At 62.7% G+C, this 24,569-nt stretch carries 23 protein-coding genes; 9 read left to right on the plus strand and 14 right to left on the minus strand.

What is annotated here, in order from left to right; all coding sequences use genetic code 11:
* The first annotated feature begins 52 nt into the window (after window positions 1-52).
* From AAFM31_RS07605 to AAFM31_RS07635, 7 genes are read left to right on the plus strand one after another with little or no spacing between them, the layout of a single operon-like run.
* Window positions 53-1,636, plus strand: coding sequence for an ATP-binding protein (locus AAFM31_RS07605; RefSeq protein WP_341707314.1), 1,584 nt, complete (start codon window positions 53-55; stop codon window positions 1,634-1,636).
* 9 nt (window positions 1,637-1,645) lie between these two features.
* Window positions 1,646-2,026, plus strand: coding sequence for an MmcQ/YjbR family DNA-binding protein (locus tag AAFM31_RS07610; protein WP_341707315.1), 381 nt, complete (start codon window positions 1,646-1,648; stop codon window positions 2,024-2,026).
* Entirely contained in the window at window positions 2,023-2,517 is a 495-nt protein-coding gene (locus AAFM31_RS07615) for a GNAT family N-acetyltransferase (RefSeq protein WP_341707316.1), read from the plus strand. Before AAFM31_RS07610 ends, AAFM31_RS07615 begins: the two co-directional genes overlap by 4 nt.
* On the plus strand, window positions 2,504-3,064 hold the full coding sequence (locus AAFM31_RS07620; RefSeq protein ID WP_341707317.1) for a CPCC family cysteine-rich protein: 561 nt from the start codon (window positions 2,504-2,506) through the stop codon (window positions 3,062-3,064). The genes AAFM31_RS07615 and AAFM31_RS07620 overlap by 14 nt, the downstream gene beginning before the upstream one ends.
* A 25-nt stretch (window positions 3,065-3,089) precedes the next feature.
* The gene (locus AAFM31_RS07625; RefSeq protein ID WP_341707318.1) at window positions 3,090-3,509 is read left to right on the plus strand and encodes an MAPEG family protein; all 420 of its coding nucleotides are present in this window, start codon (window positions 3,090-3,092) and stop codon (window positions 3,507-3,509) included.
* Window positions 3,506-3,937, plus strand: coding sequence for a hypothetical protein (locus AAFM31_RS07630; protein ID WP_341707319.1), 432 nt, complete (start codon window positions 3,506-3,508; stop codon window positions 3,935-3,937). The genes AAFM31_RS07625 and AAFM31_RS07630 overlap by 4 nt, the downstream gene beginning before the upstream one ends.
* Before the next feature lie 57 nt (window positions 3,938-3,994).
* Window positions 3,995-4,672 carry an MOSC domain-containing protein gene (locus AAFM31_RS07635; protein WP_341707320.1) on the plus strand — a complete coding sequence of 226 codons (678 nt, stop codon included), beginning with the start codon at window positions 3,995-3,997 and terminating at the stop codon, window positions 4,670-4,672.
* Window positions 4,673-4,674: 2 nt separating this feature from the next.
* Here AAFM31_RS07635 and AAFM31_RS07640 read toward each other — a convergent pair whose 3' ends face one another.
* The 13 genes from AAFM31_RS07640 to dksA form a co-directional block, all read right to left on the minus strand.
* Window positions 4,675-6,759: an enoyl-CoA hydratase-related protein gene (locus AAFM31_RS07640; RefSeq protein WP_341707321.1), complete on the minus strand. Its 2,085-nt coding sequence runs from the start codon at window positions 6,757-6,759 to the stop codon at window positions 4,675-4,677.
* Complete coding sequence (locus AAFM31_RS07645) at window positions 6,756-7,817, minus strand: hypothetical protein (protein WP_341707322.1); 1,062 nt, start codon at window positions 7,815-7,817, stop codon at window positions 6,756-6,758. Before AAFM31_RS07645 ends, AAFM31_RS07640 begins: the two co-directional genes overlap by 4 nt.
* Before the next feature lie 177 nt (window positions 7,818-7,994).
* Window positions 7,995-9,176 carry an acetyl-CoA C-acetyltransferase gene (locus AAFM31_RS07650; protein ID WP_341707323.1) on the minus strand — a complete coding sequence of 394 codons (1,182 nt, stop codon included), beginning with the start codon at window positions 9,174-9,176 and terminating at the stop codon, window positions 7,995-7,997.
* Between the two features lie 121 nt (window positions 9,177-9,297).
* Complete coding sequence (acs, locus tag AAFM31_RS07655; RefSeq protein WP_341707324.1) at window positions 9,298-11,238, minus strand: acetate--CoA ligase; 1,941 nt, start codon at window positions 11,236-11,238, stop codon at window positions 9,298-9,300.
* Between the two features lie 233 nt (window positions 11,239-11,471).
* Window positions 11,472-12,323 carry a pantoate--beta-alanine ligase gene (panC, locus tag AAFM31_RS07660; protein WP_341707325.1) on the minus strand — a complete coding sequence of 284 codons (852 nt, stop codon included), beginning with the start codon at window positions 12,321-12,323 and terminating at the stop codon, window positions 11,472-11,474.
* Window positions 12,324-12,327: 4 nt separating this feature from the next.
* A complete protein-coding gene (gene panB / locus AAFM31_RS07665) occupies window positions 12,328-13,122 on the minus strand; it encodes a 3-methyl-2-oxobutanoate hydroxymethyltransferase (RefSeq protein ID WP_341707326.1) in 795 nt (264 codons plus the stop codon).
* Between the two features lie 144 nt (window positions 13,123-13,266).
* Window positions 13,267-13,797 carry a 2-amino-4-hydroxy-6-hydroxymethyldihydropteridine diphosphokinase gene (gene folK / locus AAFM31_RS07670; protein WP_341707327.1) on the minus strand — a complete coding sequence of 177 codons (531 nt, stop codon included), beginning with the start codon at window positions 13,795-13,797 and terminating at the stop codon, window positions 13,267-13,269.
* A complete protein-coding gene (locus tag AAFM31_RS07675; RefSeq protein WP_341707328.1) occupies window positions 13,797-15,167 on the minus strand; it encodes a polynucleotide adenylyltransferase PcnB in 1,371 nt (456 codons plus the stop codon). Before AAFM31_RS07675 ends, folK begins: the two co-directional genes overlap by 1 nt.
* An 832-nt stretch (window positions 15,168-15,999) precedes the next feature.
* The gene (locus tag AAFM31_RS07680) at window positions 16,000-17,427 is read right to left on the minus strand and encodes a sigma-54 dependent transcriptional regulator (protein WP_341707329.1); all 1,428 of its coding nucleotides are present in this window, start codon (window positions 17,425-17,427) and stop codon (window positions 16,000-16,002) included.
* A 34-nt stretch (window positions 17,428-17,461) separates the two neighbouring features.
* Entirely contained in the window at window positions 17,462-20,413 is a 2,952-nt protein-coding gene (locus tag AAFM31_RS07685; protein WP_341707330.1) for an ATP-binding protein, read from the minus strand.
* Window positions 20,397-20,573 carry a hypothetical protein gene (locus AAFM31_RS07690; protein WP_090475058.1) on the minus strand — a complete coding sequence of 59 codons (177 nt, stop codon included), beginning with the start codon at window positions 20,571-20,573 and terminating at the stop codon, window positions 20,397-20,399. The genes AAFM31_RS07685 and AAFM31_RS07690 overlap by 17 nt, the downstream gene beginning before the upstream one ends.
* An 89-nt stretch (window positions 20,574-20,662) precedes the next feature.
* On the minus strand, window positions 20,663-21,553 hold the full coding sequence (gene gluQRS / locus AAFM31_RS07695; RefSeq protein ID WP_341707331.1) for a tRNA glutamyl-Q(34) synthetase GluQRS: 891 nt from the start codon (window positions 21,551-21,553) through the stop codon (window positions 20,663-20,665).
* A gap of 52 nt (window positions 21,554-21,605) precedes the next feature.
* Window positions 21,606-22,049, minus strand: a complete 444-nt coding sequence (dksA, locus tag AAFM31_RS07700) for an RNA polymerase-binding protein DksA (protein WP_341707332.1) — start codon at window positions 22,047-22,049, stop codon at window positions 21,606-21,608.
* Window positions 22,050-22,268: 219 nt separating this feature from the next.
* On the opposite strand from dksA, the gene AAFM31_RS07705 reads away from it, so the two are divergent.
* Together AAFM31_RS07705 and sfsA are read left to right on the plus strand one after the other, a co-directional pair.
* Window positions 22,269-23,450 (plus strand): pyridoxal phosphate-dependent aminotransferase, encoded by a 1,182-nt coding sequence (locus AAFM31_RS07705; protein WP_341707333.1) that lies wholly within the window; start codon window positions 22,269-22,271, stop codon window positions 23,448-23,450.
* Window positions 23,450-24,157 (plus strand): DNA/RNA nuclease SfsA, encoded by a 708-nt coding sequence (gene sfsA, locus AAFM31_RS07710; RefSeq protein ID WP_371833024.1) that lies wholly within the window; start codon window positions 23,450-23,452, stop codon window positions 24,155-24,157. The genes AAFM31_RS07705 and sfsA overlap by 1 nt, the downstream gene beginning before the upstream one ends.
* On the opposite strand, the gene AAFM31_RS07715 is transcribed toward sfsA, so the two are convergent.
* Window positions 24,152-24,502 (minus strand): Rieske (2Fe-2S) protein, encoded by a 351-nt coding sequence (locus AAFM31_RS07715; protein WP_341707335.1) that lies wholly within the window; start codon window positions 24,500-24,502, stop codon window positions 24,152-24,154. The two genes, sfsA and AAFM31_RS07715, sit on opposite strands and share 6 nt — an antisense overlap.
* Window positions 24,503-24,569 lie beyond the last annotated feature (67 nt).

The following is a 24,569-nucleotide window of genomic DNA, read 5'->3' on the forward strand; positions in this document are numbered from 1 at the left end:
TGCTAGCCGTAGTGCGTTGCCCTCCAAGTTTGCTTCGGTCGGAGGAGAGACCATGAGCATGGCTCCTGTGCGGCGCTGGCACCCGGCTTTTCGCCGCCTGGCGGCCGGGTTGTTGCTGTTGGCGGGGCTAGGCGTGGTGGTGGTTGAAGCCGTGTCGTGGCAGTTGCGGCTGTTGGAGCAGGAGCAGGTTGAGCACGATCTGGTCATCCGTGTCTCGGACGTTCGCAGCGCGCTGGAGACGCGTCTGCGTGATGGCATCTATTTGAGCCGCGGTCTGGTGTCTTTCCTCAAAAGCCAGCAGGGTATGCAGGAGCCGGCGGAGATCCGTGAGTGGCTGGCCAGCATGCTCGCCGACGCCGCCTATATCCGCAACATCGCCATCGCGCCTGACAACCGCATAGCGCTGATCTACCCGCTGGAGGGCAACGAGGCCGCTCTCGGCTTTGTCTACGCATCTTCTCCACAGCAGTGGCCGGCGGTAAAGCGGATCATGGACAGCGGCGAACCCGTACTGGCAGGCCCACTGCAGTTGGTGCAGGGCGGTAACGGTCTGATTTATCGGGCGCCAGTGATCATGGACGGTCGCTATTGGGGGCTGGTCAGCACGGTGATGGATTCGGAAAGGCTGCTTGGACCGCTCGATACCGAGCCGCGCTGGCGCGATCTGCGTATTCAGCTTCAGCGCGAGCAACCCGATGGCGACCCCGAGCCGATCTGGGGTGAGGCACTGGTGGCGGACCAGGCGCAACAGCAGATGCGCATTCAATTGCCTGGGGTTACCTGGCGGCTGGTGGTGCAGAATCGGCAGCCGGTGGAAGGGGCGAGCAAGTTGCGCTGGCTGCTCTACGCGGTACTGGCGCTGATTCTGCTGCTGATTGGCTACGTGCGCAGCAATGCCATTCGCCAACAGCTCGAACGTGAGGCCATGTGGGCGGAGAACGAGCGGCTCAAGAGCGATTTCATCTCGACCATCAACCACGAGCTGCGTACTCCGCTGACCAGTATCCTCGGTACCCTGGGGCTCCTCGATGGTGGCGTTTTGGGCACATTGTCGACTGAAGTTCGGGGCATGGTCGCGGTAGCGCGACGTAACGCCGAGCATCTGCTGCGGCTGATCAATGAGCTGCTCGATATCGACAAGCTGGTGGCCGGACAGCTGCAACTCGACATGCAGCCGACCCGGCTTGACGGGTTGTTACAGGCTGCTCTGGAAGAGAATCAGGGCTACGCGGGTCGCCGCGAGATCAGCTGGATCTATGACAACCCCTATCCCGAGGCCTGGGTCAGGGTGGACGTGACACGCTTCAAGCAAGTGTTGGACAACCTGCTGTCCAACGCAGTGAAGTTCTCGCCGATCGGCTCAGCGGTGACTATTACGGTGTATTCGGATAGTTCAGAAAACAGTTGGTGCGTCAGCGTCACTGATCAGGGCGAGGGCATTCCGCCGGAGTTTCAGAGTAGGGTGTTCGAGCGTTTTACTCAGGCAGACGGTTCCAGCCGACGTAAAGCGGGAGGCACCGGGCTGGGGCTGGCGATCAGCCGCGGCTTGATGGAGCAGATGGGCGGACGGATCGACTTTGTTTCCTCACCCCAGGGCACCTGCTTTACCCTGCACATTCCGAAACTGACTAACTGAGAGGGGCAGATGGATCTGCAACGTTACCTGCGGAGCAAACCCGAAGCGGTCGAAGACTATCCGTTTGGTCCGGATGCTCAGGTCTTCAAGGTGCAGGACAAGCTGTTTGCGCTGGTATTTCAGAGCGCGGGATGCGAATGCATCAACCTCAAATGCAACCCCGAGCAGGCCATCGGCCTGCGTGATCTTTTTGCCGCCGTCAGCCCCGGTTATCACATGAACAAGCGGCACTGGAATACCGTGCGCAACGATGGCAGCGTGCCGCCGGGCGAGCTGCAGCGAATGATCGATCATTCTTACGCTCTGGTAGTACGTGGCTTGCCGCGGGCCAAGCGGCAGGGGCTGGAGGCGCGTCACGGCGGCGAACTGATCTATCGAGGGCAGGCATGAGTCGCTTGCTGCGCTTGGCGCAGCAAGCGGACTACGAACGCTGTGTCAGCCTGTTTACCCGCTCTGTGCATGCGCTGGCGGCCAGCGACTACGACACTGCTCAGCGCTTGGCGTGGGCGCCGCTGGAGCCGGACTTGCCAGCCTGGCGGCAACGGCTGGACAGCCTGCAGTTGTGGTTGCTAGAAGAGGCGGGCGGATTGCTGGGCTTTGTCGGTTTCAGTCTGGATGGCCACATCGATCTGCTCTACTGCGCGCCGGAAGCGGCACGCGACGGGGTTGCATCGCAATTGCTGGAGCAGGCTGAGAGGCGTATGCGGGCTGCGGGTGCGACGAGATTCAGGACCGAGGCGAGTCTGGTCGCTCGACCGTTCTTTCTGCGCCATGGCTATCGTGTAACGGCGGAGCAATGGGTGCAGCGCGGTGCTGCGCGGCTGCTACGCTGTGAGATGGAAAAGCAGATTCGCACGGAGACAGCGGATGCGGCGGGATGAGGCTAAAGCGCAGCTGGCCAGATTGATGATGGCGGAGATGGAGGCGTCCGAGCGCGCTGAAATTATCGCCTTCTGGTTTTTCTGCGGGTTCTCGGAGGCCGATCCGCAGGTAGCTGCGCTACCCGATGCCCTGCGCACCTTGGTGTGTCGCGGGGTTGAGCCGGCGGACCCCGATGACAGTCTGCTGGACCCGCTGGTGCAAACCAGCCTGATTGAGGACCTGTACGGTGTTACCAATGCCTTTTTGCAACAGGCGCTGACGGAACGTGGTCTGGTTGTCGAGCATATCGACGGAGACCCCGAGCCGATGTATGCCTGCCCCTGCTGCGGGTATTACAGTCTAGGCAGTGAAGGAGGCTATGAGATCTGCGCCGTGTGTTTCTGGGAGGACGATGGCGAGCGCGATCCGGAACAGATCAGCGGCCCCAACCATCAGACCCTGGCGGCCGGGCGGCAGAACGTACTGACGCTGGGGGCTTGCGACCAGGCCTCGGTCGAACGGGTCGACAGGCAGGCGCGACAGCGTTACCGTGCTCCGCAACGCTGATCAGAACAACAAGCAGAGCGCTCCCATGTCCGAAAAACTGATTTTCCTCCCCGTGTTGGTGCAGATCGCGCTGACCTTCTGGTTGTACATCGCCCTGACCCGCGCCAAGAGCCGTGCCCAGGCTGCTGGCCAGGTCGACGAGGCGCGCCGGGCATTGCACGACGATGCCTGGCCCGAGCCGGTGCAGCAGATCAATAACTGCATTCGCAATCAGTTCGAGCTGCCGGTGCTGTTCTATGCACTGGTAATGGTGCTTTGGAGTCTGGACACCGCCGGCGCGCTGGCACAGTTGCTGGCCTGGTTGTTCGTTGCCAGCCGACTGGTGCATGCCTGGATCCACATCGGCAGCAACTATGTGCCGGCTCGCCGGCGTGCCTTTACTGTGGGGGCGTTGGCGCTGATGGCGATGACGCTACTCGCGCTGGTGGGAGTTTTTGGCGCATGAGAGAAGGGGCTGTTCGTCGGTTGCTGCGCTCCAGTGGCAGAGGCTATCTGCTCGAGGCCGTGGTGTGTTTCGGCAGTCTGATCGTGCTGATCGGGTTGGGGGTGCTGATGCTGCCGATGGCTTTTGCGAACGACGCAGATAAACCCTTCGCCTGGCTGCTGACGGTGCTGCTTGTTGGCGGGCTGTGCGGCCTGTGGGCGCTGATACAGCTGGTGTCCAAGGTCGTGGTGCCGACGCGAGAGGTGGCTTCACCGCGGGCCATCGTGGTTATGTTGCTACTTGGCGTGGCCAGCCTGCTGACCTTCTATACCCAATGGACGCTATCCCCGGCCGCGAACCTGATGCTGGTTGTGCTGCCGCTGATCGGCAGTGCGCATTTCCTGTTTTTAGCTCGGCGTTATCTGGTTAGCCGCAACCGCCGAGGTTGACAGCGCCGGACCAAATCCGGTCGACTGGGCGCCCGGTCTTCCAGATGAGTACCCGCCATGACTGACCCCGCCGTTACCCTGCTGTCCATCAATGCTGCCGAACCGCAGACGCTGCGCATCGGCGAGCGTCTGACGCGCACCGGGCATTTCAAGCTCGCGCGTAGCGGCGCAGTGCAGATTGGCGCAGGCGGGATTGCCGGTGATTTTATTGCGGACATGAAACACCACGGTGGGCCGGATCAGGCGCTGTATCTGTACAGCCAGGCCGACATGGATTGGTGGCGCGAACAACTGCAGCGCCCGATCGACCCCGGATTTTTTGGCGAGAACCTGACCCTCTCGCATTGGTGGCCGGAGCTGCGGATTGGCGACCGGGTACGCATCGGCGAGGTGCTGCTGGAAATCACCGCACCGCGGATTCCCTGTTCGACGCTGGCGGCGAGGGTCGGTGACGCCCGTTTCGCCAAGACCTTTGTCAAGGCGGAGCGCTGCGGCGCCTACGCGCGGGTGCTTAATGCGGGGGCTCTTAGCGTCGGGCAGTCGGTGGCGGTGACGCCCGGTGACAGCGCGTATCCGAGCATCAACGAGGTGTTTCGCTACTGTCATAGCAAAGGGCTGAATCCGACATTTCTGCGCCGCCTGCTGGCAGCACCGCTGGCGGAGAAAATGCGTGCCGAGATGGAGCAGAAACTCGCCAAGGCCGAGCAGCAGACCCAGCCGCTGCCCGGCTTTTAGGATCAGCTGGCGGCCGATACGGCCTCTGCCGGTTGCCAGCCCGGGTCCGGTGCGAAGCGGGGCCCGACATCCCTGCTCAGGGTGTGCAGGCGCTCTATGATCTCGGCATGTCCAGTTTCGCGCGCATGGCACAGCGGGCCGCCGCGGAACGGCGGGAAGTACCCCGCCAGCACCAGAGCCGCATCCAGCATGTCTGCGTCGCTGACAATACCCTGACGGCAGGCGCGTACCGCACTATTGAGCAGGCTGAGGAGGAGCCGGTCGTCGTGCTCTGCGCTCAGCTTGGTCATTTTCTTATTGCCTTTCCAACGAGACCGTTTGGCTGAAACCAGCGCGCTGCGGCCTTGTTCGACCGCATTGCGCAGGATCGCTGGCGGTTCTGCCAAGGGTGTGTCGCGCTCGTTGTGCAGGCGTTCAAACAGGGCAAGACAGTTGCTCAGCCCCCAGTGCTCGGCGATGGCCAACGGGCCGCGGCTGCAACCAAAGGTGATTGCGGCTTGCTCAATTGCGTCGACGTTGACGCCTTCCTCCACCAGCAGCATGGCTTCCAGCAGCCAGGGCGCGAGGACCCTGCGCAGTAACAGACCCGGTTGGCTGCTAACCGGCAGGGGCAGGCAGCCGAGCTGCCCAATCAGCTGGCGCGCGTGTTGCTGGCTGATATTCCGGCTGGTGCTGTGCGCCGCAACCTCGACCAGTGCGCCGTACTCTGGTGCGGCGAAGCGCAGACTGAGCAGGCGACCGGCATCGTTGAGCGCGGCACGCAGTGGCTCGACAGGATCTGCGAAGCTGAGCACCAGGGCCTGTGGCCGCAGTCGAGACTCCAGCTTCTGCAGTTGCTCCCGCCGCGGCTCCAGCTCCCCCTGCTGGGCATCTATCAGCGCGTCGGCCAGGGCGGCACCGTGATGCTCGGGATCGTAGATCAGCCCATCCAGCGCCCGCTGCTGCTGCGCATCGCTGCGGGCATGCAGGCGAATCTGCTTGATGCAGGCGGCCATGTCGGCTGTCGTTCCACCCACGCTGACGCGCAGGCCCGACAGCGCTGCGAGTGCCGCGAGCACAGTACCGTCGTCGCCAGCGCCCAGCAGGTGCAGATGGCTCCGACGCCGGTTTTCCTTACTGGTGCCTAACGCCTTGAGCCGCTGGCGCTGGAAGAACAGCTGAATCAGATGACGGCTGGTGGGGGTGTTGATCAGCCGGGCGAAGGAGTAGATCTCGCGGTGCAGCAGCAGATCGGGCTTACCGCCGTGGCGCTGCCAGAGATCGATCAGGGCCTCGGCAGCGGGATAGTGGCGAGGGTCGGCTTTGGCACTGGCTTGGCGGCGCATGGCCACCGCGGCCAGTCGCCGTACCCAGTCCAGGCGGAAGGGGCGTGCCTTCAGGTTGCGCCGGTGCAGGGTAAGCCGTCCGTTCAGAGCCGCGTCGATCAGCGGCCTGAGTTGGTGCTCTGGAGCAACCTGGTCAACAAGGCCGGCCTTGTGGGCCTCTTCGGCCTTCAGCGCCTTGCCGGTCAGCATCATGCGCATTGCCAGCAGCGGGTCGATCAGGTCGGGCAGACGCGCAGTGGCTCCCAGCCCCGGATGCAGGCCCACGAGAATTTCCGGCAGACCGGTGCGGGTGTCCGGCGTGGCGAGGCGCATGTCACAGCACAGGGCAAGCTCCAGGCCGCCGCCCAGGGTCTCGCCGTGCAGCACTGCCAGTGTGGGGCAAGGCAGATCAATCAGTTGCTGGGCCAGCAGGTGGGCGTCGACCAACTGGCGCACGGCATCGGCTTCATTGCCCAGCTGGCTGAAGTCTTTCAGGTCAGCGCCCATGCAGAAGCCGGCGGGCTTGGCTGAGCGCAGTACCAGGGCTTTAGGCATGTCGCGGCGCAGGCTGGCAAGCGCATCGCCCAGCTCGGTCATCGCCGCGACCGACAGCAGGTTGGTGCTGCTACCCGCATGGTCGAACAGCAGCCAGGCGATATCGTTATCGTCCCGGCGCAGGCGCCAGTGTTGCCAGGGTGACGATGCGGCTTGCTGCAGCTCCAGGTGACTGAACGGCCCGAGTTCGCGTTCGCGTAGCGCTAGCGGGTTAGTTACTTGAGTCATTCGCTGGTCTCCTTGGGGCGGGTGATCAGCAACGCCAATGCGTGGCCGTCCGCATGCTGCTCGCAGATGATGCCGCGCGGGAGCAGGCTGCGCTGCAGGCTGTCGGCCAGCTGCAGCAGCTGTCGGCACCCATCGGTTGCGCTCAGTGCGCCAAGGGCGATGCTGCCGCCGTGCACGTTCAAACTGCAGGGATCGAGGCGACCGACGGGCTGCTCGAGTTCCAGCTGATTTGCGCAGAAGTCGGCGTCCTGCCAGGCCGCGAGATTGCTCAATAACGCGAGAGGCGGCGACTCCGGCAGCTCCCAGAGGTCGATATCGGCCAGCGACAGTTGCTGCTCCCGCAACAGCCGCGTGGCGGCCAGCAGTGGCGCGAGCGTCGGGTACTCGGCTGGTGCCTGGGCATTGCTGCCCGCGGCCAGTAGCGCCAGCGGTGCGCGTTTCAGGCGCTGCAGGCCGGTGGCTGAGGCGAGCAGCAGCGCACAGGCTCCGGCGACTGCATCCGGTTGGTCTGCGGCCGAAGCGCGGCCATGGGTGTCGAACAGGGTCGCGCGGCGCCCGTTATTCAGCCCGCCCTGCTCGGCGTCGTCGGCGCGCAGCCGACTGGCCTCGGCAAAGGCGCTGGCGTCTTCGTCCTGCACGTCAAACATCCGGGCCATGCGCTGTGCTGACGTCAGCAAATCACCCGGCACAGTGGCGTTCAGATCGCCGCTGACGACCAGTACCAGATCGGCGTCGCCGCTGCGAATCTGCTGGCTGGCCAGAGCAACGGCAGACAGACCGTGGCTGCACTGGTACAGCTCGGTCTCGGTGTCCAGTTGCAGGCGTTTGCGCAGTGGCTGGACATGCGTAGCCCCGTCGGTAGCCAGGATCAGGCTGTCCAGCAAGTGGGGTGTCACTCCGCAGCGCAGCAGCAGCGGTGCGCTGCATTGCACGGCCAGATCAAGCAGGGCAAAGCCACTGCTGTTCAGGTGTGCTGCGTTGATCTGAGGTGTGCGCAGGCCATCGATGAGAAAGGCATCGACGGGTGTGGCGGCAGATGGGTTGGTCTGGCTGTCCATGCTGGGCTCATGTAGTTGAACGTCAAATCAGGCGGGTGCGCGGTGCAGGCCCGGGCCGATTCCCGCTGTGGGAAGGCTGCGCAGGCTATGACCGGGTCGACCCGGATCAGTTCAGTGTAGATAAGCCGGACGGGAGGAACAGTGCGGCGCCATGATTGGCGCCGCAGGCGGGATTACTCAGTCGCGCACCAGTGCCAACGCGACACCCTGGCCGCCGCCGATGCACAGCGTGGCCAAGCCTTTCTTGGCGTCACGGCGCAGCATTTCGTGCAGCAGGGTTACTAGCACGCGGCAGCCGGAGGCGCCGATCGGGTGGCCCAGGGCGATGGCACCGCCGTTGACGTTGACCTTGGCCGCGTCCCATTTCAGTTCCTTGCCGACGGCCAGGGCTTGAGCCGCGAAGGCTTCGTTGGCTTCGATCAGGTCAAGATCGGCTACCTGCCAGCCCGCCTTGGCCAGGCAGCGCTGGGTGGCCGAAACCGGGGCAATGCCCATGATTGCCGGATCAACGCCAGCGTTGGCGTACGCGGCAACGCGAGCCAGCACCGGCAAGCCCAGTTCGGCCGCTTTGCTGGCGCTCATCATCAGCACGGCAGCCGCACCATCGTTGAGGCTGGAGGCGTTGCCGGCGGTCACGCTGCCGTCTTTTTTGAACGCAGGCTTGAGGCCACCGAGACTCTCGGCGGTGGTGCCGGCGCGGGGTTGTTCGTCCTGGGTGATCAGCAGGGCATCGCCCTTGCGCTGGGGAATGCTCACCGGGGTGATTTCCTGATCAAACACGCCTGCCTCACGGGCAGCCACCGCTTTCTGCTGGGAGGCGGCGGCAAAAGCATCCTGCTCCTCACGGGTGATGCCGTACTTGTCGACCAGGTTCTCGGCAGTGATGCCCATGTGGTAGTTGTTGAAAGCGTCCCACAGACCATCTTGGATCATGGTGTCGACCATCTGGCCGTGGCCCATGCGTTGACCGGTGCGCGAGGTCGGGATGATGTGCGGCGACAGGCTCATCGATTCCTGACCGCCGGCGATCATGATCTCGGCGTCGCCACAGCGGATGGCCTGCGCGGCCAGATGCAGCGCCTTGAGGCCGGAGCCACAAACCTTGTTCAGGGTGAGTGCGGGAACACTGTGCGGCAGACCAGCGTGGATCGCGGCCTGGCGGGCGGGATTCTGGCCACAACCGGCGGTCAGAACCTGACCGAAGATGACTTCGTCGACGGAAGCGGGGTCGATCTCAGTCTCGTCCAGCAAGCGGCGGATGACGGTGGCTCCCAGCTCGTGGGCGGGCACCTTGGCAAACTGGCCCCCGAAACTGCCGATGGCGGTACGGGTGGCGGCAACAATCACGACCTCTTGCATGAACAGGCTCCTCTATGCAGGCACTATTTTTCGAGTGCACAAGCATAGAGGGGTGCTCTATTCAGGACAAGCTGTCTCAGCGCTGGTACAGCCTTTGGCTGCACCAGCGCCGGGATTGCCCTCAGGCGTGGGCGATCCGATTGGCGATCAGGTCCTGCACGACCGCCGGGTCGGCGAGGGTGGAGGTGTCGCCCAGGCTGTCCAGCTCGTTGCAGGCGATCTTGCGCAGAATGCGGCGCATGATCTTGCCAGAACGGGTCTTCGGCAGGCCCGGCGCCCATTGCATGAACTCGGGGCGGGCAAAGGCGCCAACCTGATCGGCCACGAAGGCCTTCAGTTCCTTGACCAGCTCCTCGCTTGGTTCGACACCGTTCATCGGGGTGACGTAGACGTAGATGCACTGGCCCTTGATGTCGTGCGGGCAGCCAACCACCGCTGCCTCGGCGACGGCGTCGTGCAGCACCAGCGCGCTTTCCACCTCGGCGGTGCCGATGCGGTGGCCGGAGACGTTGAGTACGTCATCCACGCGACCGGTGATCCAGTAGTAGCCGTCCTCATCGCGACGGGCACCGTCACCGGTGAAGTAGACGTCCTTGTAGGTGCTGAAGTAGGTGTCGATCAGGCGCTGGTGGTCGCCATACACGGTGCGGATCTGGCTCGGCCAGGAGCGCTTGATCACCAGGTTGCCGCTGGTCGCGCCTTCCAGTTCGTTGCCTTCCGGGTCGTACAGGGCCGGCTCGACGCCGAAGAACGGGCGGGTGGCAGAACCCGGCTTGAGCATGGTGCAGCCCGGCAGCGGGGTGATCATGGCGGCGCCGGTTTCGGTCTGCCACCAGGTATCGACGATCGGACAGCGCTGCTCGCCAACCACGTGGTAGTACCATTCCCAGGCTTCCGGGTTGATCGGCTCGCCGACGCTGCCGAGCAGGCGCAGGCTGGCGCGGGAAGACGATTTCACCGGTGCATCGCCTTTGGCCATCAGTGCGCGCAGGGCGGTCGGGGCGGTGTAGAAAATGTTGACCTGATGCTTGTCGATCACCTGCCAGCAGCGCGATGCATCCGGATAAGTCGGCACGCCTTCGAACAGCAGGGTGGTGGCGCGGTTACACAGCGGGCCGTAGACGATGTACGAGTGGCCGGTGATCCAGCCCACATCGGCAGTACACCAGTAGACTTCGCCCGGCACGTAGTCGAACACGTAGTAGTGGGTCATCGCCGCCATCAGCAGGTAGCCGCCGGTGGTGTGCAGCACACCCTTGGGTTTGCCGGTGGAGCCGGAGGTGTAGAGGATGAACAGCGGGTCTTCGCTGTCCATCGGCTCGGCCGCGCACTGGTTGCTGGCGGCAGCGGTGGCTTCGGTGTAGCAGACGTCACGGCCTTCGTTCCAGGCAACGTCGGCGCCGGTGCGCTTGACGGTCACTACGGTGTGCACGTCAGGGCAATCTTTCAGGGCTTTTTCGACGTTGACCTTGAGCGGCACGGTCTTGCCACCGCGCACACCTTCGTCGGCGGTGATCACCGCGCGGCAGTCGGCGTCGAGAATGCGGTCACGCAGCGCGTCCGGGGAGAAGCCTCCGAAGACGACGGAGTGAACCGCACCAATGCGCGCGCAGGCGAGCATGGCGTAGGCGGCTTCGGGGATCATCGGCATGTACAGGCAGACGCGATCGCCCTTGCTGACGCCGCGCTCTTTCAGCACATTGGCCAGTCGGCAGACCTTGTCGTGCAGCTGGTTGTAGGTGATGCGGGCGTCTTCGCTCGGGTCGTCACCTTCCCAGATGATGGCGACTTCGTCGCCGTGTTCGGCCAGGTGGCGGTCGATACAGTTGACGCTGACGTTGAGCTTGCCGTCGACAAACCAGGCGGCCTGGCCTTTGCTCAGGTCACTCTCGTGCACCTTGCTCCAGCGCTTGTCCCAGGTCAGGAAGCGTTCTGCCTGTTCGGCCCAGAACTGATCGGGCTGCTCAAGCGACTGCTTGTACATACGCTGGTAGGTCGCGTCATCCAGATGGGTGTGCGCGCGAGCGGACTCGGACACCTTGTGGTTTTCGATTGCGTACATGGGTATTCCCCTCTTGTTATTGAATCAGGCAGTCTCTTGTCAGCCGGCCCTGCAGAGGGTCTGTCCGGTGCTGCAGCAGAGATTCCAGACCGGCGAAACCGCTGGGGTTAGTCGGTCAGTTTAGGCCATTTAGCGTCGGCCATGAGAGGGGGGCAAGACAACCCTTCTTTGGTATGAGAGGGTGGCGTCAAATCGGCGAGCGGCATACGCCCGCAGGAGAAGGGATCAGCCGCTCAGGAGCGGCTGAATTCGAGGTTGTCGATCAGGCGGGTAGTGCCGAGATAGGCGGCTGCGAGCACGACCAGCTCGCTGGTCTGGTCATCGACCTGGGCAAGGTTGCCGGCGTCGCGCAGATCCAGATAGTCCGGACGCATGCCGACGTCGCTGAGCCGCTGGCTGGCCTCGTTGATGATCTGGGCGTAGTCGCAGCGGCCGCTTTGTACCTCTGCGGCGATCTGCTGCAATGTCTGTTGCAGCACCGGCGCGATGGCCCGCTGCTCGGCGCTGAGATAGCCATTGCGTGAAGACAGGGCCAGGCCGTCTTCGGCACGAATGGTCGGATGCCCCATGATTTGCACCGGCAGGCAGAGATCCTGCGCCATCTTGCGGATGACCGCGAGCTGCTGGTAGTCCTTCTGGCCAAAGACCGCTATATCGGGGCCGACGATGTTCAGCAGCTTGCTGACCACGGTCGCTACGCCTTCGAAGTGGCCGGGGCGGCTGCCGCCGCACAGTCCTTCGGATACCACCGGAACACTGACGCGCGTATGCCCATCCATGCCTTCGGGGTACATCTCGCTGGCGTTGGGTGCGAACACCAGATGCGCGCCAACATCCAGCAGCTTTTCCTGATCTTCTGCCAGCGTACGCGGATAGCTATCCAAGTCCTCACCCGGGCCGAACTGCATCGGGTTGACGAAGATGCTGACCACCACATAGTCGGTACGCTGCAACGCTTTCTCGACCAGGGCAATATGGCCAGCGTGCAGGTTGCCCATGGTGGGTACCATACCGATACGCTTGCCTTCCTGGCGGGCACGACTTACCGCAGCGCGCACTTGCGCGATGGTGTGCAAAGTGTTCATTGGCTCAGAACTCGTGTTCGGCTGCTGGGAATTCGACTTTCTTGACCGCTTCGACGTAGGCGCGGATAGCCGACTGGATGTCAGGCTGGCCGGCCATGAAGTTTTTCACGAAGCGCGGAACCCGTCCACTCAGTGACAGCCCCAGCATGTCGTGCACCACCAGCACCTGACCGTCGGTACCGCTGCCGGCGCCGATACCGATGACCGGTACGTTGACCGCGGCGGTAATGGCGTTAGCCAGTGCGGGTGGCACGCATTCGAGCAGCAGCATGGCGGCGCCGGCCGCTTCCAGCGCCTTGGCGTCTTCGATCATGGCGCGGGCTTGGGCTTCGTCGCGACCCTGAACCTTGAAGCCGCCAAGCACGTTGACGGTTTGCGGCGTCAGGCCCATGTGGGCACAGACCGGGATGCCGTTGCGGCTCAGCACTTCAATGCTTTCTGCCAGCCAGCGGCCGCCCTCAAGCTTGACCAGATGGGCTCCCGCCTGCATCAGCGCAGCACTGTTGGTCAGCGCCTGCTCCAGCGTCGCGTAGGCCATAAACGGCAGGTCGGCCATGATCAGCGCACCCTTGTTACCGCGCTTTACCGCTGCGGTGTGGTACGCCATATCGGCAACACTGACTGGCAGCGTGCTGTCGTGGCCTTGCAGGACCATGCCCAGCGAGTCGCCAATCAGAATGACTTCAACGCCGGCTTCACTTTCAACGTGGGCGAAGGTCGCGTCGTAGGCTGTCAGACAAACGATCTTTTCGCCGCTTTGCTTGAGTTTGTTCAGCGTGGTCAGAGTAACGTCAGGCATGGCTGATTCCAGTGTGTGGCTGTTGCTTGGCGCTTCGGCACCGTTGAAGTTGACTCTCGTACCGGGTGTCGTGGCGAGAGTATAGCCTTGGCCGGGCAGGTTTCCGGTAACACTTGGCTGGTCACCGGAATCGCATCCTACGTGTCAGCCCGGGGGTGTCAAGTCCGTTTGCGCATCAGGCTGTTGTATAAAAAATGGCAATGCCTGCAGATCACCGCGTGGACAGTTCTGCAGCAGTGTGTCCAGGCTTGTACCGTCGGGCATTTGTAGCGCTGGAGCGATCTCGGCCAGCGGGTACAGCACGAAAACGCGGGCATGCATATGGTAGTGGGGTACCTGCAGGCGCTCGCTGCGAATGACCTGATCACCATACAGCAGGATGTCCAGATCGAGTGTGCGTGGCCCCCAGCGCTCGGCCTTGCGCACCCGGCCATGCTCCTGCTCGATGGCCTGTAGCTGATCGAGCAAGGCTTCGGGTGCCAGGTCGGTGTCCAGCGCAAGCACGGCATTGATGTAGGACGGTTGATCCTGTGGCCCCATCGGCGCACTGCGGTACAGCGACGAGCAACTGATCAGCTCGCTGTGTGGTAGCGCGCGCAACGCCGTGCAGGCGGTCTGCACGTGCTGTACGGGGTCGCCCTGATTGCTACCCAGGGCTATATAGCAGCGTGGCATCAGTTGCTCTGCGGCTTGCGCGGCTTGTTTTTGCGGGGGCGTGAGCGCGAGCGCTTGCCACTGCCCTTGCTGCCGTCACCGAGCTCGCGAATCATCTGGCGGCGCTGGTCGGGGTTGGCGTCCTGATATTGAGTCCACCATTGACCAAGGCCGTCAGTCTCCTCGCCAGCCGCTTCGCGCAGCAGCAGGAAGTCGTAGGCCGCGCGGAAGCGAGGGTGCTCCAGTAACTGGTCGGCGCGGCGGCCGCTGCGACGCTCAAGGCGCGGCTGCATGTCCCAGATTTCGCGCATCGGGATGCTGAAACGTTTGGGAATCGCGGTGTGTCGACACTGTTCGGCAAGCAGCTCATGGGCCGCTTGCTGGTAGGCAGGGATTGCCGGAATACCTTGTTCTTCAAGGTATTGCACGCGGGCCGGTAGCGCTGGCCAGAGCATGGCGGCGAACAGGAAAGCAGGGGTGACCGGCTTATCCTGGGCTATGCGCTCGTCGGTATTGCGCAGCGCCTGGCGAACCAGTTGCAGGGTGTAATCCGGGCGCTCGAGGATCGCGTCGTCGGTATCCGGGAACAGCGGTGCGACCAGATCGTACTGGTAGAGCAGGTCAAAGGTTGCCAGGCCCTGGCCGCTCATCAGCAGCTTGAGACTTTCATCGAACAGGCGCGCGGCAGGAATGTCGTGCAGTAGCGGCGCCATAGACTCGATGGGGGCGGCAGTGTGCTGCTCGATTTCGAAGTCCAGCTTGGCGGCAAAGCGCACGGCCCGCAGCATGCGCACCGGGTCTTCCTGGTAACGCTGCTCTGGCCGACCTATCAGTCGGATCAGGCGGTTGCGGATATCGTGTACGCCATTGGCAAAGTCGTGAATTTGCCCGGTGCTGACGTCGAAGTACAGCGCATTGATGGTGAAGTCGCGGCGCTGGGCGTCCTGTTCAAAGGTGCCGTAGACGTTGTCGCGCAGCAACCGACCGGACTCGCTTTGGCGCGATTGCTCCTCTGACGCCTCGGCTTCGTGGTTGGCGCGGAAGGTCGCAACCTCGATGATTTCGCGGCCGAAATGGACGTGAACCAGCTTGAAGCGGCGGCCAATCAGACGCGCATTGCGGAACGTGGCGCGAACCTGTTCGGGCGTCGCGCTGGTCGCAACGTCAAAATCCTTGGGGGTGATATCGAGCAGCAGGTCGCGTACGCAGCCACCGACCAGGAAGGCCTGGTAGCCGGCTTGCTGCAGGCGTTCCACCACACTGACGGCGTGTCGGCTCAGGCGTTCGCGGCGCAACTTGTGCTGGCTGGCGGGAATGACGCTCGGCGTGGTACGGCGGCGCTGGGGATGGCCGAAGGGCGATGGAATTTTCTGCAACAGCTTTCGAATCATAGGGTTGGGTTGTTCCGGCTGCCGATCAGAGGGAGCTAGTGCTCGGTCTGTACTGGAGCTGCACGGTAGCGCTTATGAATGGGATCGCGCAACTGGCTGCTTGGCCGAACGCGAAAATAGCCTGTCGGCCACGATTGACGTGCATTCTAGCCTGAAATGCCGCTAAAGGTAAGAAAGGGGATAATCGCGGGATGAGCTTGGTGAGGGAGAAAGCTCAAGGGGAGTAGTGAACTCCCCCTAATGGTTTTTTATTATTGTTTTTATCAGAGCTGTTCTTTTTGTTTGTTTGAAGCGGCAATCGCCGCTTTCCGACTGACCCATCTCGGGCTGTCTAAAACAAACGGATTGCTTTGGAAGCTTAGGTTCGAAACGGCCTCAAGGGTGGCTTTGGACGGTGGGTTGCTCTGGCAACTTTTATTCTTCTCTGTCCAATCGAACATCCTGTTCGCGATCCGACTGCTATTCTCCAAAAAAATCAGTTTGCTGCGTCTCTCACGTCTTGTTTTTATTGTGTGTGGAGTCGAATGTTATTTTTGTTATGAGTTTTGGTTTTTATTGTTGTTGTGCCAGATATAAAGCATTCGCCGTGCCAACTTTTTAAAATCCTTTTAAATCAATGGCTTGCGATTTTTGGGTGTTTTTAAGGCCCGTGTTACCCCCTAAGGTGTTACCTCGAATGCGACTAAAGTGTTACCTGTGGGTAGGGATGGGGTAACAGTTTTGCGGGAACTTTCGCGGTAACAGGTAACACATTTGGGTGGGGATCGGGTGTTACGGTCATGCAAGCGGGTAAGGCAGGCTGCGGAGGAGCGGCAGCCTGCTGGAGGTGGGATCAGGTGCTGGCGGTTTTTTTGCGCGGAATGCCCAGACGCTGACGACGCTCCCACAGGCACTTGCGGCTGATGCCGAGCTTGTGCGCCAGTTGGGTTTCAGTCATGTGATCCTGATGCTCAAGGACAAAATGCTGGAAATAGTCTTCCAGCGACAGGTCCTCGGCCGGCTCCTGTCCCTGCGTGACATCGTTCTTCATGGTCTCCAGCGCGCTGGCCGCTTCTGATGCACGCTCGATCTCGGCATCCAGCTCGATGCCCAGCAGATCCGACGTGATTTCCTCGTGGTCGCAGAGAATGGCGGAACGCTCGATGGCGTTTTCCAGTTCGCGCACGTTGCCCGGCCAGCTGTAGGCGAGAATCGCGCGCTCGGCGTCTCGACTGAAATGCAGGCCTTCCATGTTCATGTTGCGTGCTGCCCGTTGCAGCAGCGCCTCGGCGATGAGCATCACGTCGCGGCCGCGCTCGCGCAGCGGCGGCAGACGTAGCTCGATGACATTCAGTCGATAGTAGAGGTCTTCGCGGAACAGGCCCTGGCGCGCCATGGTCTTGAGGTCACGGTGGGTTGCTGCAACCAGGCGGACGTCGACCTTGTGCGACTGCACCGACCCGACACGACGAATCTCGCCTTCCTGCAGCACACGCAACAGGCGCGCCTGTGCTTCCAGCGGCAACTCGCCGATCTCGTCGAGGAACAGGGTGCCGCCATCGGCCGCTTCGACCAGACCGGTACGGTTGCTGGTGGCGCCGGTGAAAGAGCCCTTCTCGTGACCGAACAGTTCAGACTCGATGAGTGTTTCGGGGATGGCGGCGCAGTTCACCGAAATCAGCGGCGCCTTGGCGCGCTGCGATTGCTCATGCATGGCGCGGGCGACTAGTTCCTTACCCGTGCCTGATTCGCCCTGAATCAGTACGGTGGAATCGGTGGGGGCGACCTTGCGGATGCGTTTGAACAGCGTTTGCATGGCGTCGCAGGCGCCGATGATGCCCATGTCTTGCCCACCACCGTCGCTGCTGGCTGCGGTTGCCTTGGGCGCCGGGTCGGCAGTTGGCGCGGCGCTGGCTTGCTGTTTGCGTTCGCTGCCGGCGGCAATGATGCGCTGCACGGTCTCGACCATTTCGTCGTGGTCGAACGGCTTGGCAATATAGTCGACTGCGCCGAGCTTCATCGAGTCTACGGCCGAGCGCAGGCTGGCGTAGCTGGTCATGATCAATACGGGGGTATTAGGCGCGCGGCGAATCAGTTCAGTGCCGGGCTCGCCCGGCAGACGCAGATCGCTGATGATCAGCTTGAAGCTGTCGAGGTCATGTCGCTCGACGGCCTCGCTGACTGAGCCGGCTTCCTCTACCTGGTAGTGGTGGCGCTCCAGCATCCGTTTTAGTGCCGTTCGGATGATGGCTTCGTCTTCAACAACCAGAATCTCTGACATAGTTACCTCACAGGTGACGGCGCCTTTTACAGCTTCAGGCAGGGGCGCCGTTACCGTTCATGCTATAGCGCGGCAGGGTAATGGTGAAGCGGGTGCCACGCTGGGTTATCTGGTCGACCGGGCTGTCGATGGTTATCTGCCCATAATGCTCTTCGATAATGGAGTAGACCAGTGCCAATCCGAGCCCGGTGCCTGTCCCTGGTTCCTTGGTGGTGAAGAACGGCTCGAACAGCCGGTCCATGATTTCCTTATCGATACCGCTGCCCTGATCCTCGACCTGCAGCAGTACCTGATGTTCGTTTTCCTGGGTGGCGATGGTGATACTGTCGCCGTCCTGGCTGGCGTCACGCGCGTTGCCGAGCAGGTTGATCAGCACCTGAACCAGACGCTGTGCATCACCGGCCACCAGATGCTCGGATCGGCACAGGTTAACATACTTGACCTCCGGCCCCCTGCGGTTCAGCGAGAGCAGGTGGATGGCCTCGTTGGTGCAGGCGGCCAGATCGACCGGCTCGTTGGGGTTATGGTGGCGGCTGCCGACGTGGGCGAAGTTGACCAGTGACTGGACGATGCGGGATACGCGACGGGTTTGATCGAGAATGTGTTCGGCGGCCTCGCGCGACTCGAACTGCTCGGACTCATCTCGCAGGTTCTGGGCCAGACACGCGATGCCGGTGATTGGATTGCCGATCTCATGGGCGACGCCGGCAGCCAGGCGACCAATTGAGGCCAGACGCTCGGAGTGCATCAACTCTTCTTCCAGCATCTGGGTTTCGGTCTGGTCCTCAACCAGCAACACCAGGCCGCTGCCGCCGACGTACCCGGGCTCGTCGATCGCTGCTTTATGCAGACTGAGCCACTGGGTGTGGCCGTTGATGGCCAGCTTCTGTTTGTGCAGGTGCGAGGCCTGGTCTTCGACGAAGCGCTCGAACAGGTCGCGCCAGGGTGCTGGCAGGCTGCTAAGGCGTGAGCCGATCACGCTGTCGGCTTCGATACCGGTCAGCGCCTGCATGGCGTGGTTCCACATCAGAATTTCGTTGTCCTGCGCCAGCGAGCAGACGCCCATCGGCAGGTGCTGCAGCGTTTGGCGGTGGTAGCGGCGCAGGGCGTCGAGTTCGGCGGCCAGACCGGTCAGGCGGCTGTGGTAGTCCTCCAGCCGGTTTTCGATGAAGTGGATGTCTTCGGTCATGTAGCCGTCGCGGCCCATCTTGAACGGCAGGAAGGTCTCGATGATGTCCTGCGCGACTGACGGCCCCATCAGTCCGGACAGGTTGGCCTCCAGTCGATCCCGCAGGCGGCGCAGGGCATAGGGGCGGCGTTCGTCAAACGGCAGCTTGAGATCCCGCAGCGCCTGCTCGACTTCCTGCTGGGCGGTCTTGTTGCCGAGTGGCTTGGCCAGTTGCTGGGCGAACTCCTGCGGCGATGAGGCCATCAACTGCATGCGCTGCGGGCGGCTGACGTTGTCCACCGAGCAGGCTTCGGCGGCGCTCTGCTCTTCGCTGGAACGCTGGGTAAACAGCGAAACCAGAGCCAGCACGACCACGTTGACGGCAAGTGAGGTAATGGCGGCGAGATGCCAAGTGTCGGCGTTGAACGACAGGGTGATACCGAACAGTTTAAGGCCCGGCAGCTCGGTCACCAGCGGCAGCAGCAGGGTAACGGCCCAGACCAGCATGCCGGCGATAACGCCACCGATAAAGCCGCGGCGATTGGCCTGCGGCCAATAGAGTACCGACAGGGTGCCCGGCAGGAACTGCACGGTGGCGACAAACGAGGCGATGCCGAGGTTGGCTAGATCCTGCTCGGCACCAAGCAGTCGATAGAAGCCGTAGCCGGCCATGATGATGGCGGCGATCAGCGTGCGCCGGGTCCACAGCAGCCAGCTGTAAATGTTGTTGTCGGCGCTGGGCTGGTAAAGCGGCAGCACCAGATGGTTGAGCACCATGCCCGACAGGGCCAGGGTAATGACGATGATCAGGCCGCTGGCCGCAGACAGGCCACCGATGAAGGCCACCAGTGACAGCCATTCCGAGCCACCTGCGACACCCAGGCCGAGCGAGAAGTACTCGGGGTTGGTGCGCACGTCCAGATGCAGGCCGGCCCAGAGAATCGGCGGTACCGCCAGACTCATCAGCAGCAGAAACAGCGGCAGTCCCCAGCTGGCTGTGCCGAGCGCCCTCGGGTTGAGGTTCTCGGTGAAGGCCATGTGGTACATGTGCGGCATCACGAAGGCGGCGGAGAAAAACACCAGCAGCAGCGTGCGCCACGGCCCTTCCTGCAGCGGGGTGTGCAGCGTGATTAGTGCTTCCTGATTGTTGTCCAGCCAGAGCTGCAGCCCCTGCGGACCATCGAATACGACGTACAGGGCGTACAGGCCGATGGCACCGATGGACACCAGCTTGACCAGCGACTCGAAGGCGATCGCCATGACCAGCCCTTCGTGCTTCTCACGGGCCGAGATGTGGCGGGCGCCGAACAGGATGGCAAATAGAATGATCAGCACGCAGAAACCGAGGGCCACCGTTCCCTGGCCGGATTCCTGGGTCAGAATCTGTACCGAGTCGGCGACCGCCTGAATCTGCAGGGCCAGCAGCGGCAGGACGCCGACCAGCATGAATATCGTGGTCAGCGTACCGGCCCAGGTGCTGCGGAAGCGGAAGGCAAACAGGTCAGCCAGTGACGACAGTTGATAGGTGCGGGTGATCCGCAGGATCGGGTTGAGCAGCACTGGCGCCAACAGAAAGGCGCCGCAGACCCCGAGGTAATAGGTGAGGAAACCGTAGCCGTACTGATAGGCCAATCCGACCGTGCCGTAGAACGCCCAGGCGCTGGCGTAGACGCCGAGCGACAGGGTGTAGATGGCCGGATGGCGCAGGATGGCGCGCGGCACGCGGCCGTTCTCGGTAGCCCAGGCAACGCCGAACAGCAGGATCAGGTAAAGAATACTGATCAGCAGCAGTTGGCTGAGATCAAAGCTCGTCGGCATCTTTGGGGCTCTGTAGCAGCATGCCGGCGATGATCAGAATCAGCCACAGCACGTAGGGTCGGTACCAGGCACCCTGTGGTTCTATCCACCAGTCCATGATGGCCGGGGAGAACAGGTAGATGCCGATTACCAGCAGCAGTACCAGTCGATAGATGTACATGGGTATCCGTCGGTTGGGGCAACTCCCCGGAGGGGCGTGTCGCGGTTCAGCCAGTGATGGTAATCAGAGCGCCCTGGCTTGCCAAGCAATCAACTTGGCAGATTGGCTTCAAGAATGCGCTCGGTGACTGGCATGCGCTCGGGTTGCCAGTGGGTTATGCCCCACTGCAGCAGCTCGGTGACGGGTGCGCCACGCAGTTCTTCGGGTATTGGCTGAGCCAGGGCACGCAAGGCGCGCCAAAGCGTCTCGGGCGCTCGCGCGCTCTGCAGAGCGGCAGAGCCGAGCCGCTTGCTGAGTTTCTCGCCATCGGGGCGCATGATTAACGGAACGTGCAGGTACCGCGGCGGTGTGTGGCCGAGCAACTGGTACAGCCACATCTGCCGCGGTGTCGAGTCCAGCAGATCGGCGCCGCGCACGACGTCGGTTATACCCTGATCGATGTCGTCCAGCACCACGGCCAACTGATACGCGTAAACGCCGTCGCGGCGGCGGATGATGAAGTCGCCCAACTCGTTGGCCAGATTCTGGGTTAGCGCTGGTTGCAGGCGGTCGATACAGGTGATCGGTGCGTCGCTGACCCGCACGCGAACCGCGTGATCGGCGGCTGCCGGAAGCTGTCGCGCGGCGCAGGTGCCGGGATACCCCGGGCCGTGCTGCAGCAGGGTCTTGCGTGGACAGTCGCAGTAATACGCGAGACCCGCGCTCAGCCATTTTTCGGTCTGTGCACGGTAGAGCTCCAGACGCTCGCTTTGGCGCACGATCTGGCCGTCGTGTTCGAGGCCGAAGTCCTCCAGCGCGCGCAGAATCTGCGCTTCCGCGTCGGGTTGGCTGCGCGTCTGATCAAGGTCTTCGATGCGAATCAGCCAGCGGCCATTGGCGTGGCGGGCGTCGAGATAGCTGGCCAAGGCGGCCACCAGAGAGCCAAAGTGCAACAGGCCACTGGGGGTTGGGGCGAAGCGCCCAATGTAGGGAGAGGTCATGCGGGGAGGGCGTTGCAGGCTGCGGTGGCAGCCTGCAATACAGCGGACCGGCTCAGCTGCCGACCTGCTTTTCCTTGATTTCTGCCAGGGTCTTGCAGTCGATGCACAGCGTCGCGGTCGGGCGGGCTTCCAGACGGCGGATGCCGATCTCGACACCGCAGGAGTCGCAGAAGCCGTAATCGTCTTCTTCGATGCGCTGCAGGGTCTGGTCGATCTTCTTGATCAGCTTGCGCTCGCGGTCGCGGGCACGCAGTTCCAGACTGAACTCTTCTTCCTGACTGGCCCGGTCAGCGGGGTCGGGGAAGTTGGCCGCTTCATCCTGCATGTGGTGCACGGTGCGGTCTACTTCTTCCATCAGCTCCTGCTTCCAGGTGTTGAGGATGTTGGCGAAATGCGCGAGCTGCTGCTCGTTCATGTACTCCTCACCCTTCTTTTCCTGATAGGGGACGAAGCCGCGGATCAACATTGATGTTTTCTGCTTGGCATTGCTGGGCATGAGAACCCCTCACTTGTTGCTCGATCTTCCTGTTTCAGGTCCCACCCACGCAACCTGACGTGCTTCGGCCAAAAGCCTGCAAGCGGGCAAAACTACCAGAACCTGATGGCCTGCGCTACTGTTTGGCGCCAGAAGGCTCGGCAGGGGGTGCAGAGCCGCTGCCAGCGCGGCTCTGGCAGGGTATCATCGTCGTTTTTGCCGCCCTCTCAGGATCTTTCTATGTCGCAGTCGCACTGGGCCCGCCGGGTTCAGGACATCCAGCCTTTTCACGTGATGGCCGTTCTGGCCCGTGCCCGTGCGCTTGAAGCGCAGGGGCGTGACGTCATTCACATGGAAATCGGCGAGCCGGACTTCAGCACCCCCGAACCGATCATTCGTGCCGGTCAGCAGGCGCTTGCCAACGGTTGCACCAGTTACACGCCTGCTTTGGGGTTGCCGGCGTTGCGTGAGGCCATCGCCGGCCTGTATCAGCAACGTCATGGGCTGGCGCTGGACCCGGCCCGGGTGGTGGTGACGCCGGGTGGCTCGGCAGCGCTGTTGCTGGTTAGTGCTTTGTTGGTCGAACCGGGCCGCAAAGTCTTGATGGCGGACCCCGCCTATCCCTGCAATCGGCATTTTCTTCGTCTGGTAGAAGGGCGTGCGGTGCTGGTGCCGACCGGTCCGGAAACCAACTATCAGCTGACCCCTGAACTGATCGAGCAGCATTGGGACAGCGATTGCGTTGCGGTGCTGGCGGCGTCGCCGGCCAACCCGACCGGGACCTTGCTGTCGCGCGAGGAGTTGGCCGCAATGTCGGCCACCTGCCGGCGCCTCGGCGCAGAGCTGATCGTTGACGAGATCTACCACGGACTGACCTACGGGCTGGATGCGCCGTCCGTACTGGAGGTGGCTGACGACGCCTTTGTGCTCAACAGTTTCTCCAAATACTTCGGCATGACCGGCTGGCGCCTGGGCTGGCTGGTCGCGCCCGAGGCGGCGGTGCCGGAGCTGGAAAAGCTGGCGCAGAACCTCTATATCTGCGCGCCACACATGGCGCAGCAGGCAGCGCTGGCGGCCTTCGGCGAAGAAAGCCGGGAGATCTGCGAGATCCGTCGTCGCGCCTTCCAGGTGCGCCGTGACTTCCTGCTGCCAGCTATTCGTGACCTCGGCTTTAAAGTGCCGGTTACCCCGCAGGGCGCCTTCTATCTATATGCCGACATGCAGGCGTTGGGGGGCGACAGCGCGAGCTTCTGTCAGCACGTGATCGAGCGCGAGTTTGTGGCCCTGACACCCGGGCTGGACTTCGGTCATCACCGCGCGGAGCAGCACCTGCGACTGGCCTATACCACCTCGCTGGAACGGCTGGAGCAAGCGGTCGAGCGGATTGCACGGGCGCTGGACAGTTGGTCGCCCGGATGCTGATTCCATTCGAGACGCCGCTGCAGGAAGCGACGCTGCTGCGTCGCTACAAGCGCTTTCTCGCCGATATCCGTCTGCCGGATGGGCAAGAGTTGACGGTGCATTGCCCCAATACCGGTTCGATGCGCAATTGCGGGCAGCCCGGCGATCGGGTGTGGGTGAGCCTGGATTACAAGCCCGGGCGCAAGCTGCCGGGCACCTGGGAACTGGTCGAAATTGCGCCAGGCCAGTTGGCCTGTATCCATAGCGCGCGGGCTAACCGGGTGGTGGCCAAAGCGTTGCAAGCCGGCTTGATTGCCCCGCTGGCGGGTTATCCGGAGCAGCGCACGGAAGTGCGTCTGCCCGGTGGCGCCAGCCGCTTCGATTTTCTGCTGTCGGGTGGCGCTCAGCCAGAATGCGTGGTTGAGGTGAAGAGCGTGACGCTGGCGTTGGGTGAGGGCATCGGCGCCTTCCCGGATGCGGTCAGCGCCCGTGGCCAGAAACATCTGAGAGAACTGATTGAGGTGGTGGAAAACGGTCGGCGAGCCTGCCTGCTGTTCTGCGTCATGCATTCGGGCATCGAACAGGTTCGCCCAGCCGATGAAATCGATGCCGAGTATGGCCGACTGCTGCGCGAGGCCGCTGCGCGGGGAGTGGACGTGCTGGCCTGGTCGGTCTGGCCGCAGCCACAGGGCATGGAGGTACGCGGCGCGCTGCCGGTGTATCTATGACGGCGGTTTGTCGGCCAGCCAGACGTGCCCGTTGCTTATGTAGCAGCCCAGCTGGCGGAGAGCTTGGCCGACGCAGGGCCCGGCGACGCACTCACCGCTTTCCGGTAGAAACAGGGCGCCGTGGGTCGCGCACTGGATCAGCCGGCCCGAGCTGTCGAGGAACTGATCCGGCACCCATTCCAGGCCAATGCCGCGATGCGGACAGCGGTTTTCGTACAGGTAAACCTGCTCACCCTGACGGACCAGAAACAGTGCCTGGCCTTGATATGTAATGCCCTTGCTGCCGCGCATCGGTAACTCGTCGAGGCGGCAAAGAGGTTGCGGGAGAAAGTCAGCGTCAGACATGGCGCCGATTATCCTGCGACCAGCAAGGGAAAGCCAGCCATCGCCATGACGGCGTCAATCGCGCCCG

The organism is Halopseudomonas sp. (assembly GCF_038130085.1).
In the GTDB taxonomy this organism is placed as follows: domain Bacteria; phylum Pseudomonadota; class Gammaproteobacteria; order Pseudomonadales; family Pseudomonadaceae; genus Halopseudomonas.

Bases quoted from the DNA above. Each gene is read 5' to 3' on its own strand.
- AAFM31_RS07605 (WP_341707314.1), top strand. From the start codon at position 53: ATGAGCATGGCTCCTGTGCGGCGCTGGCACCCGGCTTTTCGCCGCCTG.
- AAFM31_RS07610 (WP_341707315.1), top strand. From the start codon at position 1,646: ATGGATCTGCAACGTTACCTGCGGAGCAAACCCGAAGCGGTCGAAGAC.
- AAFM31_RS07615 (WP_341707316.1), top strand. From the start codon at position 2,023: ATGAGTCGCTTGCTGCGCTTGGCGCAGCAAGCGGACTACGAACGCTGT.
- AAFM31_RS07620 (WP_341707317.1), top strand. From the start codon at position 2,504: ATGCGGCGGGATGAGGCTAAAGCGCAGCTGGCCAGATTGATGATGGCG.
- AAFM31_RS07625 (WP_341707318.1), top strand. From the start codon at position 3,090: ATGTCCGAAAAACTGATTTTCCTCCCCGTGTTGGTGCAGATCGCGCTG.
- AAFM31_RS07630 (WP_341707319.1), top strand. From the start codon at position 3,506: ATGAGAGAAGGGGCTGTTCGTCGGTTGCTGCGCTCCAGTGGCAGAGGC.
- AAFM31_RS07635 (WP_341707320.1), top strand. From the start codon at position 3,995: ATGACTGACCCCGCCGTTACCCTGCTGTCCATCAATGCTGCCGAACCG.
- AAFM31_RS07640 (WP_341707321.1), bottom strand. From the start codon at position 6,759: ATGACTCAAGTAACTAACCCGCTAGCGCTACGCGAACGCGAACTCGGG.
- AAFM31_RS07645 (WP_341707322.1), bottom strand. From the start codon at position 7,817: ATGGACAGCCAGACCAACCCATCTGCCGCCACACCCGTCGATGCCTTT.
- AAFM31_RS07650 (WP_341707323.1), bottom strand. From the start codon at position 9,176: ATGCAAGAGGTCGTGATTGTTGCCGCCACCCGTACCGCCATCGGCAGT.
- acs (WP_341707324.1), bottom strand. From the start codon at position 11,238: ATGTACGCAATCGAAAACCACAAGGTGTCCGAGTCCGCTCGCGCGCAC.
- panC (WP_341707325.1), bottom strand. From the start codon at position 12,323: ATGAACACTTTGCACACCATCGCGCAAGTGCGCGCTGCGGTAAGTCGT.
- panB (WP_341707326.1), bottom strand. From the start codon at position 13,122: ATGCCTGACGTTACTCTGACCACGCTGAACAAACTCAAGCAAAGCGGC.
- folK (WP_341707327.1), bottom strand. From the start codon at position 13,797: ATGCCACGCTGCTATATAGCCCTGGGTAGCAATCAGGGCGACCCCGTA.
- AAFM31_RS07675 (WP_341707328.1), bottom strand. From the start codon at position 15,167: ATGATTCGAAAGCTGTTGCAGAAAATTCCATCGCCCTTCGGCCATCCC.
- AAFM31_RS07680 (WP_341707329.1), bottom strand. From the start codon at position 17,427: ATGTCAGAGATTCTGGTTGTTGAAGACGAAGCCATCATCCGAACGGCA.
- AAFM31_RS07685 (WP_341707330.1), bottom strand. From the start codon at position 20,413: ATGCCGACGAGCTTTGATCTCAGCCAACTGCTGCTGATCAGTATTCTT.
- AAFM31_RS07690 (WP_090475058.1), bottom strand. From the start codon at position 20,573: ATGTACATCTATCGACTGGTACTGCTGCTGGTAATCGGCATCTACCTG.
- gluQRS (WP_341707331.1), bottom strand. From the start codon at position 21,553: ATGACCTCTCCCTACATTGGGCGCTTCGCCCCAACCCCCAGTGGCCTG.
- dksA (WP_341707332.1), bottom strand. From the start codon at position 22,049: ATGCCCAGCAATGCCAAGCAGAAAACATCAATGTTGATCCGCGGCTTC.
- AAFM31_RS07705 (WP_341707333.1), top strand. From the start codon at position 22,269: ATGTCGCAGTCGCACTGGGCCCGCCGGGTTCAGGACATCCAGCCTTTT.
- AAFM31_RS07715 (WP_341707335.1), bottom strand. From the start codon at position 24,502: ATGTCTGACGCTGACTTTCTCCCGCAACCTCTTTGCCGCCTCGACGAG.